Here is a 15,233-nt window from a genome sequence, read left to right on the forward strand (position 1 = left end):
GCCATGACTCATCCCTACGACGTACTGAAGGTGCCCGGCCTGGCCGGCGCGCTGATCTTCACACCTTGCCCGGGCACCCGGGAAACCACGCTCGAACAGGCGCTGCTGGCTCTGCAGCAGGCCGGGGCTGCGGGCGTGATCACCCTGATGCCTCACAACGAACTGGCCGCCAACGGCGCCGAGCAAATTGCCCAGCAGTGCCAGGCCCTGGACCTGGCCTGGTATCACCTGCCGGTGGCCGACGAGCAGGTGCCGCTGGAAGAGTTCGGCGAAGGCTGGCGGGCATCGCGCCAGGCGATTCTCGAACACCTGCGTGGCGGCCGCGCGCTGGCTATTCACTGCAAGGGCGGCTCCGGGCGCACCGGCCTGATTGCCGCGCGCATCCTCATCGAAGCCGGCATCGCGCGCAGTCAGGCCATCGCCCTGGTGCAGGCATTGCGGCCCAAGGCCATTCAGCATCCCGCTCACGTCAACTGGATCAACCAGTTCGACGTGACCCACTGACAGAGGCATCGACATGACCATCAAAGTAGGCATCAACGGTTTTGGCCGCATCGGCCGTCTGGCCCTGCGCGCCGCCTGGAATTGGCCCGAACTGGAGTTCGTGCAGATCAATGACCCGGCAGGTGACGCCGCCACCCACGCGCACCTGCTCAACTTCGACTCGGTGCATGGCCGCTGGCAGCATGAGGCGAGCAGCGATGGCGAGTGTGTGGTGATCGATGGCAAGCGCATCAAGGTGAGCGCCAACAAGGCCATTGCCGACACCGACTGGAGTGGCTGCGACCTGGTGCTCGAGGCCAGCGGCAAGATGAAGACGGTCGCCGTGCTGCAGGGTTATCTGGACCAGGGCGTGAGGCGCGTGGTGGTCTGTGCGCCGGTCAAGGAGCAGGGCGCGCTGAATGTGGTGATGGGCGTCAACCAGCACCTGTTCGACCCGGCGCAGCATCGCATCGTCACCGCCGCCTCCTGCACCACCAACTGCCTGGCGCCGGTGGTCAAGGTGATCCACGAGGCGCTGGGCATTCGTCACGGCTCGATCACCACCATCCACGACCTGACCAACACCCAGAGCATCCTCGACCAACCGCACAAGGATCTGCGTCGCGCCCGCGCCTCGGGTATGAGCCTGATTCCGACCACCACCGGCTCGGCCACGGCGATTGCCGAGATCTTCCCGGAGCTGCGCGGCAAGCTCAACGGCCACGCCGTGCGCGTGCCGCTGGCCAACGCCTCGCTGACCGACTGCGTGTTTGAGGTCGAGCGCGCCACTACCGCCGAGGAAGTCAATGCGCTGCTTAAAGCGGCCGCCGATGGCCCGCTGAAGAACATCCTGGGTTACGAGGAGCGCCCGCTGGTGTCCATCGACTACCGCACCGATCCGCGCTCGTCCATCGTCGATGCGCTGTCGACCATGGTGGTGGCCGGCACCCAGGTGAAGATCTACGCCTGGTACGACAACGAGTGGGGCTATGCCAACCGCGCGGTGGAGCTGGCGCGCCTGGTCGGCCAGGCCGGCTGATTCGTAGGGTGCGCCGTGCGCACCAGCCAGCGCAGCGCATGGGAAGGACAGGTTTATGGGGCGTCTTTCCTGCTGCCTGGGACGAATCATCGGCTTGCCCGCATCCCTTCAGGGTGCACCATGGTGCGCGCGGCGCACCCTACGCTTGAGGCCAGCCCTCCGGCCGCTATAACGCCCGATCAGGAAATTACGCCATGCACGCCCTCGCACGACTCTCTCCGGAGATCCGTCAGTACCTCTTGGTAACCGGTAACTACTGGGCCTTTACTCTTACCGACGGCGCCCTGCGCATGCTGGTGGTGCTGCACTTTCACAGCCTCGGCTACACGCCGCTGCAGATCGCCGCGCTGTTTCTGTTCTACGAGATATTCGGCGTGGTCACCAACCTGGTGGGCGGTTACCTGGGCGCGCGGCTGGGGCTCAATCGCACCATGAACATCGGCCTGGGCATGCAGGTGCTGGCGCTGTTGATGCTCACCGTGCCGGCTGCCTGGTTGACTGTGCCCTGGGTCATGGGGGCGCAGGCGCTGTCCGGCATCGCCAAGGATCTGAACAAGATGAGCGCCAAGAGCTCGATCAAGCTCCTGGTGCCGGACACTCAGCAGGGCACGCTGTACAAGTGGGTGGCCATCCTCACCGGCTCGAAGAATGCGCTCAAGGGCGTGGGCTTTTTCCTCGGTGGCGCGCTGCTCGCCGTGCTTGGTTTTACCGGTGCGGTGCTGGCCATGGCCGCCGCGCTGGCGCTGATCTGGCTGGCCAGCCTGGTGCTGCTGAAGAAGGATCTGGGCAAGGCCAAGGCCAAGCCGAAATTCCGCGACATGCTGTCCAAGAGCCGGGCGATCAACATTCTTTCGGCTGCTCGCCTGTTTCTCTTCGGTGCGCGTGACGTCTGGTTCGTGGTGGCGCTGCCGGTGTACTTGAGCACCGTGTTCGGCTGGGATTTCTGGCTGGTGGGCGGCTTTCTCGCCAGCTGGGTGATCGGCTACGGCATCGTGCAATCGCTTGCCCCGCGCATCACCGGCAAGCAAAGCGGGCATGTGCCGGACTGCCGCGCCGCATTCCTCTGGGCGGCGTCGCTGGCGGGGCTGCCGGCGCTGATAGCCTTGGGCCTGGGCGCCGGCTGGTCGGCGCAGGTGGTCTTGCTCGGCGGGCTGATGCTGTTCGGCGTGCTGTTCGCGGTGAACTCCTCGCTGCACAGCTACCTGATCGTCAGCTACGCCAAGGAGGACGGCGTATCGCTGGACGTAGGCTTCTACTACATGTCCAACGCACTGGGGCGGCTGATCGGCACCTTGCTCTCGGGCTGGGTCTTCCAGGCTTATGGGCTGGAGGCCTGCCTGTGGGTGTCCAGTGCGTTCGTACTGGCCGCTGCGCTGATTTCCATTGCCTTGCCCAGACACCGCGATGCCGCTCGGCAGGCCTGAGGTCATTGAAATGGCAAGGTGGACTTGAATAAGGCTGGCGCAGAACCTGCATCTACGCCTCATCCGCCGGATTTCCGTCACCGGCGAGGAGGATCGATTCATGCGTAACCTGCTTCTACTGGTGGCGCTGCTGGGCCTGACCGGGTGCATGAAGGTCAGCGATCTGGCCAGCGGCGCCGAGTACCACCTGGGCGATGCCGGGTTTCTCGACCACGGCCGTACCGAGCGCATGGCCTCGCGGCGCCTGCAGCAGGACTCCTTCATCTACATCGCCCAGGGCCACTTCGTGCCGCCAGGCCACGGCTACCCGCGTCCCAATGTGGTGGCCGAGGAGGCGTTCAAGGGCTTTGTCGAATATTTCCCGCTGGTGCGCCGCGCACGTCAGCCGGCAGGCCTGGATGAAGCCATGGCCGAGGCGCGCGGGGCTGGCGCACATTATCTGTTGTATGCGCGTTTCGCCTACAGCGATGACCGCATCGGCACCCTGGAGGAGTGGGAGGATCAGGAGGCTGTGGATCGCCTCGGCACCGACCGGGCATCGATCCAGCTGATGCTGATCGAAACCAATACTCGCTTCCTGGTCGACACCGCGCGGATTCGCAGCCGTGGCGGATTCCTGACGTTTTACGACGCCCAGCCGCAGGACCTGATCGGCCCGCCGCTGCACGACTATGCGCGCAGCCTGCTGGGGGTTGGCCGCTAAGACTAGGGGCAATCCGCGCGCCGCTCTTGTGGGAGGGGCTTTAGCCGCGACAGGTGCCACGGTGTATCCTCTTCAGTCCCCGGCAAAATATGGACGAGGAGAGAGCATGAGCGATCCAGGCAAGGCCGGCGACCTGCTGGCGCAGATCCCCAAGGGCGAAGGCAAGGGCCTGCCACCTGTGCACCTGTGGAACCCCGATTTCTGTGGCGATATCGACATGCGTATCGCCCGCGATGGCACCTGGTATTACCTGGGCACGCCTATCGGCCGCAAACCCATGGTGCGGTTGTTCTCCACCATCATCCGCCGCGACGGTGACGACTATTTCCTGATCACGCCGGTGGAGAAGGTGGGCATCAAGGTAGACGACGCGCCTTTCGTTGCCGTGACCCTGCAGGTGGAAGGTGAGGGCGAAGCGCAGGTGCTGCGCTTTACCACCAACGTCGAGGACGAGGTCGTGGCCGGCCTCGAGCACCCGATTCGGGTGGAGATCGACCCTGCGACACTCGAACCCTCGCCCTATATTCTGGTGCGGCGTAACCTCGAAGCGCTGATTCATCGCAACGTGTTCTACCAACTGGTGGAACTGGCGGTGGAGCGCGAAGTGGACGGCAAGCCTTGGCTGGGGGTGTGGAGTGCCGGGCAGTTCTATCCCATCGGGCCGACCCCGGTCTGAGTGGGCAATTCGGGATAAGCGCCGGTGCGCGCAGCGCACCCTGCGGGTTTGACAGGAGACGCAGATGGATGAGCATCGCATCGAAACCGAACGTCTGACGTTGCGCCCACCGCAGCCGGAGGATGCTGCCGAGGTGCAACGTCTGGCTGGTGATTTTCGTATTGCCGATGTCACCAGCAGCATTCCCCATCCTTATCCGCCCGAGCTGGCGCAGCAGTGGATAGAGCGCTGCGCGCAGGATTGGGCCAGTGGCACGGCGGCCAACTTCATCATCATCGAGTCGGCCAGCGGCAAGCTGGTCGGCAGCATGGCGCTCAAGGACATCGGCCGCGGCGAGGCCGAGGTTGGCTATTGGATCGGCGTGCCTTACTGGAGCCGTGGCTACGCCAGCGAAGCCTGCAATGCCCTGGTGGATTTCGCCTTTCAGCAACTGCGTCTGCGTCGCCTGCACGCCAGCCACCTGGCGCGCAATCCGCAATCTGGCCGAGTGCTGTTCAAGGCCGGCTTTCGCCATCTGGGCCTGGGCCACAGCCAGTGCGGCTGCCAGGGCAAGCTGGAGCCGGTCGAACTCTACGAGCGAGTTTCTGGCGAGTGACCTGAGCGGCCCTCAACGCACCCGATCGCGACTCTGTACCGCCAGGTCCAGCGCCTTCTGCATATCCAGCCGCGCCGAGCGACCCACGTCCTTGTCGCTCATCTTGTAGTTGCGCTCCGATGGCAGGATCGGCGCGGTCAGGTCTTCGGCGTCCATCGGTTCGAAGTCGTAATCACCGCCGATGGTCATGGCGCTGCGCCGTAGCAGCATGCGCACCTGTTCCGGCTGCAGACGCGGATTGATCGACAGCATGGCGGCGACCACACCGGTGACCAGGGGCGTGGCGTAGGAGGTACCGCAATGCACGTCGCCGGACGCATCGACCTCACGGGTTGAAGCGCGGGCACAGGCCGCGGCGGTGATGTCGACGCGCATGTCGATGTTCGACGAGTTGCGTTTGACCACGTAGCTCGGGTCGTCGATATCGACCTCCTTTTCCTTGTTGCGCTGATGCCCGCCGACCACCAGCAATTGCTCGGTGATGAAGGAGGAGGGCAGGCGGTACTCGTCCCGACCGGAGAAGGACGAACCGTTGCCGGCGGAGTTGATCACCAGCACGTCCGGGTGTTCCTCGCGCAGCCAGAGGAAGAACTCCTCCAGCAGCTCTTCGTAGCCGCTCATGGCGATGCCGGAGCGCACCAGCGAATCGATCTCGTCGCCTTCGACGTTGCGCGTGCCGACGCGGTGGATGCCCCAGCTCCAGTTGAGTACGCGCACGCCGTCTTCCACCAGGTTCACCGAGGCTGCGATGTTGGCGGTGATGCCGGCGTCCGAGTTGCGCTCGACGATGACTTCGAAGCCCTGGCTGGCCTTGTCCAACCCGCGTAGGAAACCGGTGTTGCCGCCCTTGTCCCAGTGCGCGGCGAGAATCCCGGCCACGGTGCTGCCGTGGTTGTCCGGCTCGTCGGCATCACGCGCATAGACGCAGGTGCGCGGTTTGCCATCGGGGCAGGCGCCGAGGTAATCGGCGAAGTCGGGCGAATCGAAATCGACATTGCGCTCGATCACGCCGACGCGGATCGGTTCGGCCTCTATGGGCGTCTCGCCCGCCGGGATGCGTCGCTGGTAATAGTTCACCGCATCCATGAAGCGGTTCGCCGCCCATTCTTCGGAGTTCTTTTCCGGTTTGCGTGCTGGCTGGCGCGAGGCTTCGCGCTCTTCGCCGCGCTCCGGTGCGCTTTCTTCCACCACCACGGCATCGACGCTGGTTTCGTTGCCGATGCGCAGCACCAGCGCATCGCGCTCGGTCAGGTTCTTCACCGGCAGGCGCAGTTGGTAGACGTTCAGCGATGGGATGGCGCCGACCACCTTGGCGTTGTACTTCTTCGCCAGGCGCCTGGCCTCGTCGAGGCCGTCGTGGCTTTCCTCGATCAGCAGACTGACCAGATCGACATAGGTGGTCAGGCCATCCATGTTCTTCGCCACTTCATCCGGGCCGGCAGCGAGCACATGGCTGCGATGCAGCGACAGCCACACTGGATTGCTGACGCGCGAGCCGTCCTCCAGCCACAGCGGCGCGCTGCGGTGTTCGGTGCTGTTCAACTGTAGGCGCAGGCCATCGCCAGTGCGCTTGACCGCTGAAGCGGGCAGGGTGTCGTCGCCGAGTCGCAGCCTGGGCAACTTCGCGCCAAGGCCACGCACCTGCATGCACCATTCCTGCTTTTCACTGGCGAGCAAGTCGCCGCAGCGCTGCAGGCTCTGGATGCGCAGCGGTTCCTGCGCGCTGGCAAGAGGGCTCAGCACGGCCATGACGAAAGCGGAGAGAAGAGCGCGGTTGGGCAGCATGGGGCAGGGTTTCCGTGACGATTGTCCTGCTTTTCCGACTGCCTTCGCCGCGCTTTGTTCAGGTTGGGAGGAAAGTGGCTGGTTCGCTCAGGCCACTGGAATCGCCGGATCGGCGGCTGCCAGGGCGATGGCGCGATCAGCGACCGGCGGGTAGATCCACAGGCTGTTGATCTGCTGCTTCAGCGTCTTGGCTTCACTGCCGATCAGTTTTACCTGGCGATCCCAGCCTTCGCTGTACACCGCACCCCAGGCACCGAGATCGAGGCAGGTCACGTACTTGGGCTGGCTGTAGGGCGTCGTCGCTACCCCGATCAATTCGGCTGCTGTGTTGTTGCCGGCGTGGCGACCCAAGGCGATGGCGTGCTGGCAGGACATCACGCTGAAGTTGCCGACATCGTCCGTTGCGGCGCGGGCGGTATCGCCTGCTGCGAAGATTGCAGGTTGACCCTGGACCTTGAGCTGGCTGTCGACCTGCAGTCGGCCTTGATGATCGCGTGGAGCACTGATCTGCTCGGTCAGTGCGCTGGCGCGAAAACCCACGGTCCAGATCACGGTATTGGAGGCGATACGCTGGCCGTCATCCAGGGTCACGCCATCGGTATCGACCGCCACCACCATGCGTCCCAGGCACCATTCGATTCCCAGTTCCCGCGACGCTTCGCTGATCGCTGGACGAATACCATCACCCAGCGCGGCGGCAATCTCTTCGCCACGATCGACCACTACCACGCGAATGGCGGCGTCATCGCCGAGCAGGGCGCGCAAGCGTGCCGGCATTTCCGTCGCGGTCTCGATGCCGGTAAAGCCGCCGCCGGCGACCACCACGGTATTGCGTGCGGTGCTTGGCGGACGCTCTGCCAGGCTCGCCAGGTGCTGCTCCAGGCGCACCGCCTGCTCGATTTCATCGACGTCGAACAAATGCGCCTCCATGCCCTCCAGCGCTGGGCGCATCAGGCGGCTACCCGAGGCCAGCACCAAGCGGTCGTAGCTCAGGCTCCCCGGCTTTCCGGCGGCGTCGCGATAGCTGACCTGCTGACGCGATGCATCGATACCCTCGGCCGTGCCCTGGACGAATTCCACACCCACGGCTGCCAGCAGCTCGGTGAGAGGCGCTTTCATGCTTTGCACATTCGGCTCGTAGAAGCGCGGTCGAATGCGCAGCTCCGGCTGGGGGGCGAGCATGGTCACGCCGATATCCGTTCGTCCGTGTTGATCGAGCAGGCGCATGGCACTGAGGGCGCTCCATACCCCGGCAAAACCACCACCGACAATCAGAATGCGTTGTTTCATCTGGTACTCCTGGCTTTGGCTCGTTTCGTTTGACGGAGCCATGCTAGGAGAGGAGCATTTCGGCAGATACGACATATACCCCCGAAATCATGCCAACTCGCCCGCGTACCGTTCTCTTCCTCGCCTACCCGCAAGTGGGTCTGCTCGATCTTACCGGCGCGCAGACGGTGTTCTGGGCGGCCACCAAGGCCATGCACGAACGCGGTTTGCCGGGTTACGAGCGCCTCACTGTCAGCCTTGCGGGCGGTTTGGTGGGCACTGCCGAAGGCCTGGTGGTGGATACCCAGCCGCTGGCAGAGGTACAACTGGCGCAGGTCGATACGCTGATCGTGCCGGGCGCGCCGGAAATCGAGCGGGCGGTGGCCGAATCGGCCGAACTGATCGCCTGGATCGCCAGCAACGCACGTCGAGTGCGGCGCACGGCCTCCGTATGCAGTGGCACCTTTCTGCTGGCTCATGCGGGTTTGCTCGAGGGTAAGCGCGCGGCGACGCATTGGGCGATGTGCGACATGCTCAAGGCGCGTTTCCCGGCCATCGAAGTGGACAACGACGCCATCTTTATCGAGCAGGGCGCAGTGTGGACCTCTGCGGGTGTCAGTGCCGGTATCGACCTCGCCTTGGCACTGGTCGAGGCCGATTGCGGGCGAGAGGTGGCCATGCAGGTGGCGCGTGAGCTGGTGGTCTTTCTCAAGCGTCCTGGCGGGCAGGCGCAGTTCAGCGAGCTGTTGCAGGCACAGGCCAAGGACACCTCGACCTTCGATGAGCTGCACCGCTGGTTGGGCGATCACCTGAGCAGCCCGGAGCTGAATGTCGAGACCATGGCCGAGCGCTGCCACATGAGCCCGCGGCATTTCTCCCGCCTGTACAAACAGAAGACCGGGCGCACGCCGGCCAAGGCAGTGGAAATTTTCCGCCTCGAAGCCGCGCGCAGGTTGCTGGAGGACTCCACCCGCAATATCGATGTTATCGCCAGGCAATGCGGCTTCGGTGACGAAGAGCGAATGCGTGCGACATTCCAACGTCATTTAGCGATTTCGCCGCGGGATTATCGAAGACGCTTCTCGCGCTGAAGGCTCTGCGCCGAAGGGGGATGGCATCGGCTCGGCAGAATCTGGTTATAGTATTACGTTCTCTTCAAGCCCCATTCGAAGCCTTCCATGTCCTCCAATCGTCTGCTCTCGATCGACGCCCTGCGCGGTTTGGTCATCCTCTTCATGTTGCTCGATCACGTTCGCGAAACCTTCTACCTGCACCAGCAGGTCGGCGACCCGATGGACGTGACCGCTACTGAGCCTGCGCTGTTCTTCAGCCGTACCCTGGCGCACCTGTGCGCGCCGGTGTTCATCCTGCTCACCGGGCTTTCGGCGTTTCTCTATGGCGAGAAGCAGATGAGCCGGACGGCGACCAGCGCCTTCCTGTTCAAGCGCGGGCTGTTTCTGGTGGTGCTGGAGTTCACCCTGGTCAACTTCGCCTGGACCTTCCAGTTCCCGCCCACGGTGATCTACCTGCAGGTGATCTGGGCCATCGGCCTGAGCATGCTGACGCTCTCCGTGCTGCTGTGGCTGCCGCGAACGCTGCTGGCCGTGCTGGGCCTGGCGCTGGTGGCGGGGCACAACCTGCTCGATGGGTTGCACTTTGGCCCGGAGTCGGCGCTGCACATTCCCTGGGCGATCCTGCATGACCGCGGCTGGATCGGGTTTTCCGACACGCTGCGCCTGCGCACGTCGTACCCGGTGCTGCCGTGGATCGGAGTGATTGCCCTAGGCTATGTGATCGGCCCGTGGTTCCGCTGGTCCAGCGCGCCCGAGCAGCGTCTGCAATGGTTGCGTCGCGCCGGTTTCGCTGCGCTGGCGCTGTTCGTGATGCTGCGCCTGCTCAACGGCTATGGCGAGAAACCCTGGGCCGTGGAAGAAACCGCACTGCAAACGCTGATGGGCCTGTTCAACATCACCAAATACCCGCCGTCGCTGTTGTTCCTGGCGCTGACGCTGGGCGTCGGCCTGTTGCTGCTGGCCTACTTCGAGCGCCGCAACGATGGGCGCATGGTGCGCACGCTGGCTGTGTTCGGCAGCGCGCCGATGTTCTTCTACCTGCTGCACCTGTACGTGCTGAAGCTGCTCTACATCGCCGCCTTCGCCATCTGGGGCGCGAACCAGGGGCATTACTTCGGCTTCGACTCGATGGGCTGGATCTGGGCTGCGACCGTGCTGCTGGCGCTGCTGCTGTTTGCGCCCACGCAGTGGTTCGCTCTGCTCAAGGCGCGGCGCCGCGACATTCGCTGGTTGAAGTACCTCTGAGAGCCTTTGACGTAGGGTGCGCCGTGCGCACCAACTGGCACCTCGAAAATATCCAGTGCGCACGGCGCACCCTACGTTCGCTCGGCATTGGCACGATGTCGTGCGCTGTAGGAGCCCGCTTGCGGGCGATGGTTGGCTGACGCGATCGCCGGCAAGCCGGCTCCTACAGGTCGAGTTGCGGAGTCTTTCCGAGTGGCTCCGGCGTTACAGCTTCATGTTCACCGACAGATAGGCCGAGCGACCTGGGGCAGGGGAGAACATCGGTTGTTCGTCGCCAGCGGCCCAGAAGAAGTTGTCGAACCATACGTACTCGTAGTCGCGGTCGGTCAGGTTCTTCATCTGCAGGTCGAGGCTGGTGGTGGCCGATACCTGATAGCGCACGTTGGCATCGAGCACCGCGAAGCCGCCGTACTTGCCTTGCTGGTTCAGCTCGTCGATGTAGTAGTCGCCCTGGGCGCGGGCCGACAGGCCGAAGCGCCAGGCGTCGTTGAACTGGTAATCGACCCCGGCATTGCTGATGTAGCGCGGCGTGGAGAACACCTCCTTGCCCGCCAGCGACTGCCCACCAGCGGTGAACGCGCTGACCACCTTGGCTTCCTGGATGGCGTGCGAGCCCCACACCGTCCACTGATCGTTCAGCTGTGCGGTGAGCTGCATGTCGATGCCGCGACGCTTGGTTTCACCCAGGCCGACGGTGGTGCCGGTGCTCGGCATGTTGGCCACTTCATCGGTAGCTTCCTGTTGCCACACGGCGATGCGCGCTTCCGAGCCGGCGAAGGGTTTGAACTTCACCCCCACTTCCTTGCCGGTGTTGATCGACGGTTTGTACGAAGCCTGGCCGGCGGTCATGTAGGCCGGTGCGGTGGACCCGGTGAGGATCTGGAAGGTGCGCCCCCAGTTGGCGTAGACGTTGATGTCCGGGGTGATGCTGTACACCACGCTGAGCTTGGGCTGTTCGATCCAGCCGTAGTCCTGCAGCTCGGCCTTCTCGCCGTTCATCAGCTCGGTATTACCGGAGAACTTGTCGACGCGGTACGCCGGGATGATCTTGAGCTGCTCGATGGGCTGGATGATCGCCTGGGCATAGGCGCCGGTGTTGTACAGCGTGTAGCTGTGGTCGTTTTGCGTGCGGGCCGGCGGCGCGTCGAAATCGGTGGGAATGCCGAAGTTGTAGCGGTAGCGGCGGTATTCGTTGTTCTGCTGCTCGTAGTTGATGCCGCCGTCGAGGGTCAGCATCTCGTGGGCGCGCCAGGTCAGGTTGCTCAGCACGCCAGTCTGGCGCTCTTCCCACTGGCGGCGCTGACGCGGGGCATTGCCGACCGGATAGCTGGTGAAAGTCACGGTGCGGTCATCGTCGTAGCTGTTGTAGTACAGCTTGTTGCTCAGGCTCAGGTCGTCGCTGAGCTGGAAGTCGGCATGCGCGCTGAGGTGCTTCATGTCGCGGTCGTCGCCATCGTTGGCATTCTTCTCCGGCGACTGCGAGCGGCTCGCGGCCAGCTCTTGCGCGGTGAGAAAACCCGGCTCCTCTGCCTGGTGGTGGTAGAGGCGGGCGATCACGCCGAGCTTCATGGTCTGCTCGTCATCGGTGACGAACCATTTGCCGCCCAGGGAATATTTGTTGGAGTTGCTGTGGTCGCGGAAACCGTCGGAATCCTGCTTGGCCAGAAAGTAGTTCTGCGCGAAGTTGCCTTCCTCGTGGCCGACGGCCAGCTGGAATTCGCGGGTGTTGAAGCTGCCGTAGGTCAGGCGGCCGTCGGTGTAGTTGCCGCCCTGACGGGTGGCGAAATTGATGTTGCCGCCGATGTTGTGCAGGCCGTAGCGCGGGTCATTGGTGCCGCGCACCACCTCGATGTAGTCGATGTCCAGCGGGAAGATCATGTCGATGAAGCGTTGGTTGCCGCTGTTGACGTTGCTCGGCACGCCGTCGATCAGCGTCTTGATGCCATTGATGTAGCCCTCGCCGTTGAAGGCGCGGAAGGTCACCTTGCCGGATTCGGCGCCCATGCGCGTCTCGGTCAGCTGGATGCCGGGCATCTGGCCTACCAGCTCCCAGCTGTTCATCACGTTCTTATCCTCGATCTTGTCACTGCCCATGATGTCGACCGAGCTCAGGATGCTATCGGTGCGCAGCGTGCCGCTGGCCTCGGGGGTGACGTAGACCGAGCCGAGCGAAACGGTGGAGTTGCCGGATGAGGCAGCGTGAATCTGAGTCGTGACCAGGGCGGTCATGACGGCGAGGGAGGCCGAAGTGGCTTTCATGGGTATTCCTAGCGTTGCGTTTTCTAAGTGAGGGGAGGGTGTTGCGCTGGTTTGCTGCGCGGGCTGGCGAGTCTCCTGGCGGCAGCGGGTTGTCCGGTCGGACGAATTATCTTCAGTTCAGACGTTATATCATAACAATTCTGGTGCGCTCGACCAGTTCGAAATCAAGCCACAGGGGCCGCAAAGGCTCTGGCTAGAGCCGTCTCAGATTGAGCAGTCGGCGCAACGGCCGATGCACAGTGGCCTGACCTGCACGAACGATTAGACGCCGGCCAGCTAATGGCGTATCAATATCAGGCGTCTTCCGCGTTTCTATCCAAACAGAATCACTATGCAGCCCCTGTGTTCGGTCAATGCGCCCAGCAGTGCCAATGATGAGCGGCTCGATGGCTTAGTGCGCCTGCTTGGCCGGTATTTCGACTCGGCCGCCGTGCTGGTTTCCGGTGCCGGCTTTGCGCGCCATATTTGGGCCAGCCCTGGCCTGAGCGATGTGGCGAAGATCATCGGCATCAGCGAAACCACGCCCACCACGCTCGTCTGGCCACTACAGGCGCAAACAGGCGCCCGGCTCGGCACGCTGTACCTGCATTTCGACCGGCCACATACACTCGACGCCAAACAGCGCGAAGCTCTGCTGGATTTCGCCGCCCTGGCCCTCGATCTACTGGCACGCGAGACCGACGAAGCCCTGCAGCGTCATGAGATCGCCGCCCTGCGCGATAGTGAACGACGCATGGCGCTGGCCATCGCCGGTAGTGGCACCGGTATCTGGGACCGTGACATCAGCAGCGGCGAGATTTACTACTCCAGCAGTTGGAAGGCGCTGCTCGGCTATGCCGACCACGAAATCGGCAATCGCATCGAAGAGAGCTATACCCGCGTACATCCAGCCGATCTCGACTACGTGCGCGCGACCATCCAGGCACACCTGGATCAGCGTACCGATGCCTATGAGGTGGAGCACCGTCTGCGTTGCCGCAACGGCCAGTACAAATGGGTGTGCAGCCGCGGCAAGGTGGTCGAGCGCGACAAGCATGGCAAACCGCTGCGAATGATCGGCACCACCACCGACATCACTGCCATGCGCCGCCTGTCCGAGCAGGTACAGCAGACCGCCACCCTGATGACCGACCTGACCAATGAAATCCCCGGCATGGTCTTCCAGGTCCGCCGGCAGAGCGATGGCAAGTACGCCGTTACCTACGCCAGCGCCGGCGCGCAAGCCATCTGTGGCCTCAGCGCCATGCAACTGATGCAGGACGCTGAGGCGCTGACCGCCATCGTTCACCCGGATGACCGCATGGTCTTCATCGATTCCCTGCAGCTATCGGCCGAGGAGTTGACGGACTGGTATCTGGAGTTTCGCGTGCAGGTGCCGGGGCGTGAAGTCGCCTGGTGCCAGGGTGAAGCCTGCCCGCGCCGCGAAGCAGACGGCAGCGTGATCTGGCATGGCTTCATGACTGATGTGACCGAACGCAAGCAGATCGAGGCCGAGCTCCAGGCCTTCGCCACAACCGACTTCCTCACCCAGCTCGCCAACCGCAGGCACTTCATGTGTCAGCTCGAGGCAGAGCTGGCGCGCCTGCAACGCAGCCCTGAACAGAGTGCGGCGATCCTGATGTTCGACCTGGACTACTTCAAGACCATCAACGACCGTTGGGGCCACGATGTCGGCGACCAGGCGCTGCGCCATTTCGCGGGAATTCTAAGCAGCCAGCTGCGCAAGGCCGACACAGCCGGGCGACTGGGTGGCGAAGAGTTCGCCGTGGTGCTCAGCGATGCGAGTCTGGACAAGGCCATGCACTTCGCCACGCGCATCCAGAGCGAACTGGCCAGGGCGCCGATCCTGCATGCTGGGGAGCCGATCTTCCTCGCCGTCAGCGTCGGCATCTCATCGCTCAACGCCAGCGATGCCAGCGTCGAGGCGGCCCTGTCGCGCAGCGATATCGCCCTGTACTGCGCCAAGCGCGGCGGACGAAATCGCATCGAGCATCATTGACGGCAGGCTGGCTCAGGCCGCCAGCAACGCCTGGCTGATGGCCTCGTTGAAGGCAGGAATATCGTCGGGGTTGCGCGAGGTGATCAGCGTCCAGTTCTGCCCTGGGCAAACTTGCACCTCGGCGTCTACCCAGCTCGCACCGGCGTTGGCCAGATCCAGGCGCACGCTGGCATACGACGTCAGCACCATGCCCGGCACCACGCCAGCATCGATCAGCAGCCAGGGGCCATGGCAGATCGCCGCGACCGTCTTGCCGGCGTCACGAAACTCCCGCACCAGGCGCTGCGCGTCCTCATCCTGGCGCAGGTTGTCGGCGTTCACCGTACCGCCGGGGATCACCAGCAGATCGTAGTCCGCCGCGCCCACTCCCTTGAGCTGGGTGTCGGATTGCACGCTGACGTCCTTCTTGCTGTCCTTCAGCCAGGTTTCGGCCTCGCCGCCCTTGACGCTGGCGTGAGTGACGCTGGCGCCCTGATCCTTCAACGCCTGCATCGGCTTGAGCAGCTCGTCGCGCTCGATGCCCGTGTTGGCGGTGATGAACAGCACCTTCTTGCCTTGCAGATTCGAACTCATGATCGATACCTCCGCTGATGCGCCGCACGGGGCGCAGTGAATGGTCGCGTTGGCGAACGCGGCATGTATCAGGATTGAAAGGTGCAAGAAGCAGAAGTTCGACTTGATTG

At 63.7% G+C, this 15,233-nt stretch carries 13 protein-coding genes; 9 read left to right on the top strand and 4 right to left on the bottom strand.

Features of this window, described 5'->3' with window-relative positions:
• Positions 1 to 3: 3 nt before the first annotated feature.
• The 6 genes from BLT86_RS02560 to BLT86_RS02585 all read left to right on the top strand — a co-directional run bounded on the left by BLT86_RS02560 (position 4) and on the right by BLT86_RS02585 (position 4,920).
• Positions 4 to 504, top strand: coding sequence for a cyclin-dependent kinase inhibitor 3 family protein (locus BLT86_RS02560; RefSeq protein ID WP_092374438.1), 501 nt, complete (start codon positions 4 to 6; stop codon positions 502 to 504).
• 13 nt (positions 505 to 517) lie between these two features.
• Positions 518 to 1,522, top strand: coding sequence for an ArsJ-associated glyceraldehyde-3-phosphate dehydrogenase (locus BLT86_RS02565; protein WP_092374441.1), 1,005 nt, complete (start codon positions 518 to 520; stop codon positions 1,520 to 1,522).
• Positions 1,523 to 1,716: 194 nt separating this feature from the next.
• Entirely contained in the window at positions 1,717 to 2,946 is a 1,230-nt protein-coding gene (gene arsJ, locus BLT86_RS02570; RefSeq protein ID WP_092374444.1) for an organoarsenical effux MFS transporter ArsJ, read from the top strand.
• A gap of 100 nt (positions 2,947 to 3,046) precedes the next feature.
• The gene (locus BLT86_RS02575; protein ID WP_021488598.1) at positions 3,047 to 3,649 is read left to right on the top strand and encodes a DUF4823 domain-containing protein; all 603 of its coding nucleotides are present in this window, start codon (positions 3,047 to 3,049) and stop codon (positions 3,647 to 3,649) included.
• 106 nt (positions 3,650 to 3,755) lie between these two features.
• On the top strand, positions 3,756 to 4,325 hold the full coding sequence (locus tag BLT86_RS02580) for a DUF1285 domain-containing protein (RefSeq protein ID WP_092374447.1): 570 nt from the start codon (positions 3,756 to 3,758) through the stop codon (positions 4,323 to 4,325).
• Between the two features lie 64 nt (positions 4,326 to 4,389).
• Entirely contained in the window at positions 4,390 to 4,920 is a 531-nt protein-coding gene (locus tag BLT86_RS02585) for a GNAT family N-acetyltransferase (RefSeq protein WP_021488599.1), read from the top strand.
• A gap of 12 nt (positions 4,921 to 4,932) precedes the next feature.
• Here BLT86_RS02585 and BLT86_RS02590 read toward each other — a convergent pair whose 3' ends face one another.
• Together BLT86_RS02590 and BLT86_RS02595 are read right to left on the bottom strand one after the other, a co-directional pair.
• A complete protein-coding gene (locus BLT86_RS02590) occupies positions 4,933 to 6,669 on the bottom strand; it encodes a S8/S53 family peptidase (protein ID WP_408003027.1) in 1,737 nt (578 codons plus the stop codon).
• A gap of 123 nt (positions 6,670 to 6,792) precedes the next feature.
• Entirely contained in the window at positions 6,793 to 7,995 is a 1,203-nt protein-coding gene (locus BLT86_RS02595; RefSeq protein WP_017677586.1) for an NAD(P)/FAD-dependent oxidoreductase, read from the bottom strand.
• Positions 7,996 to 8,084: 89 nt separating this feature from the next.
• Here BLT86_RS02595 and BLT86_RS02600 point away from each other — a divergent pair, with 89 nt between their 5' ends.
• Both BLT86_RS02600 and BLT86_RS02605 read left to right on the top strand, forming a co-directional pair.
• Positions 8,085 to 9,065 carry a GlxA family transcriptional regulator gene (locus BLT86_RS02600; RefSeq protein ID WP_017677585.1) on the top strand — a complete coding sequence of 327 codons (981 nt, stop codon included), beginning with the start codon at positions 8,085 to 8,087 and terminating at the stop codon, positions 9,063 to 9,065.
• A gap of 87 nt (positions 9,066 to 9,152) precedes the next feature.
• Positions 9,153 to 10,292, top strand: coding sequence for a DUF1624 domain-containing protein (locus tag BLT86_RS02605; RefSeq protein WP_017677584.1), 1,140 nt, complete (start codon positions 9,153 to 9,155; stop codon positions 10,290 to 10,292).
• Positions 10,293 to 10,496: 204 nt separating this feature from the next.
• Here the strand turns inward: BLT86_RS02605 and BLT86_RS02610 are convergent, their stop codons facing one another.
• Positions 10,497 to 12,551: a TonB-dependent receptor gene (locus tag BLT86_RS02610; protein WP_017677583.1), complete on the bottom strand. Its 2,055-nt coding sequence runs from the start codon at positions 12,549 to 12,551 to the stop codon at positions 10,497 to 10,499.
• 331 nt (positions 12,552 to 12,882) lie between these two features.
• Here BLT86_RS02610 and BLT86_RS02615 point away from each other — a divergent pair, with 331 nt between their 5' ends.
• Positions 12,883 to 14,550 (top strand): sensor domain-containing diguanylate cyclase, encoded by a 1,668-nt coding sequence (locus BLT86_RS02615; protein ID WP_092374450.1) that lies wholly within the window; start codon positions 12,883 to 12,885, stop codon positions 14,548 to 14,550.
• Positions 14,551 to 14,562: 12 nt separating this feature from the next.
• Here the strand turns inward: BLT86_RS02615 and BLT86_RS02620 are convergent, their stop codons facing one another.
• On the bottom strand, positions 14,563 to 15,123 hold the full coding sequence (locus BLT86_RS02620; protein ID WP_092374453.1) for a type 1 glutamine amidotransferase domain-containing protein: 561 nt from the start codon (positions 15,121 to 15,123) through the stop codon (positions 14,563 to 14,565).
• Positions 15,124 to 15,233 lie beyond the last annotated feature (110 nt).

The organism is Pseudomonas sihuiensis, assembly GCF_900106015.1.
GTDB classification, from domain to species: domain Bacteria; phylum Pseudomonadota; class Gammaproteobacteria; order Pseudomonadales; family Pseudomonadaceae; genus Aquipseudomonas; species Aquipseudomonas sihuiensis.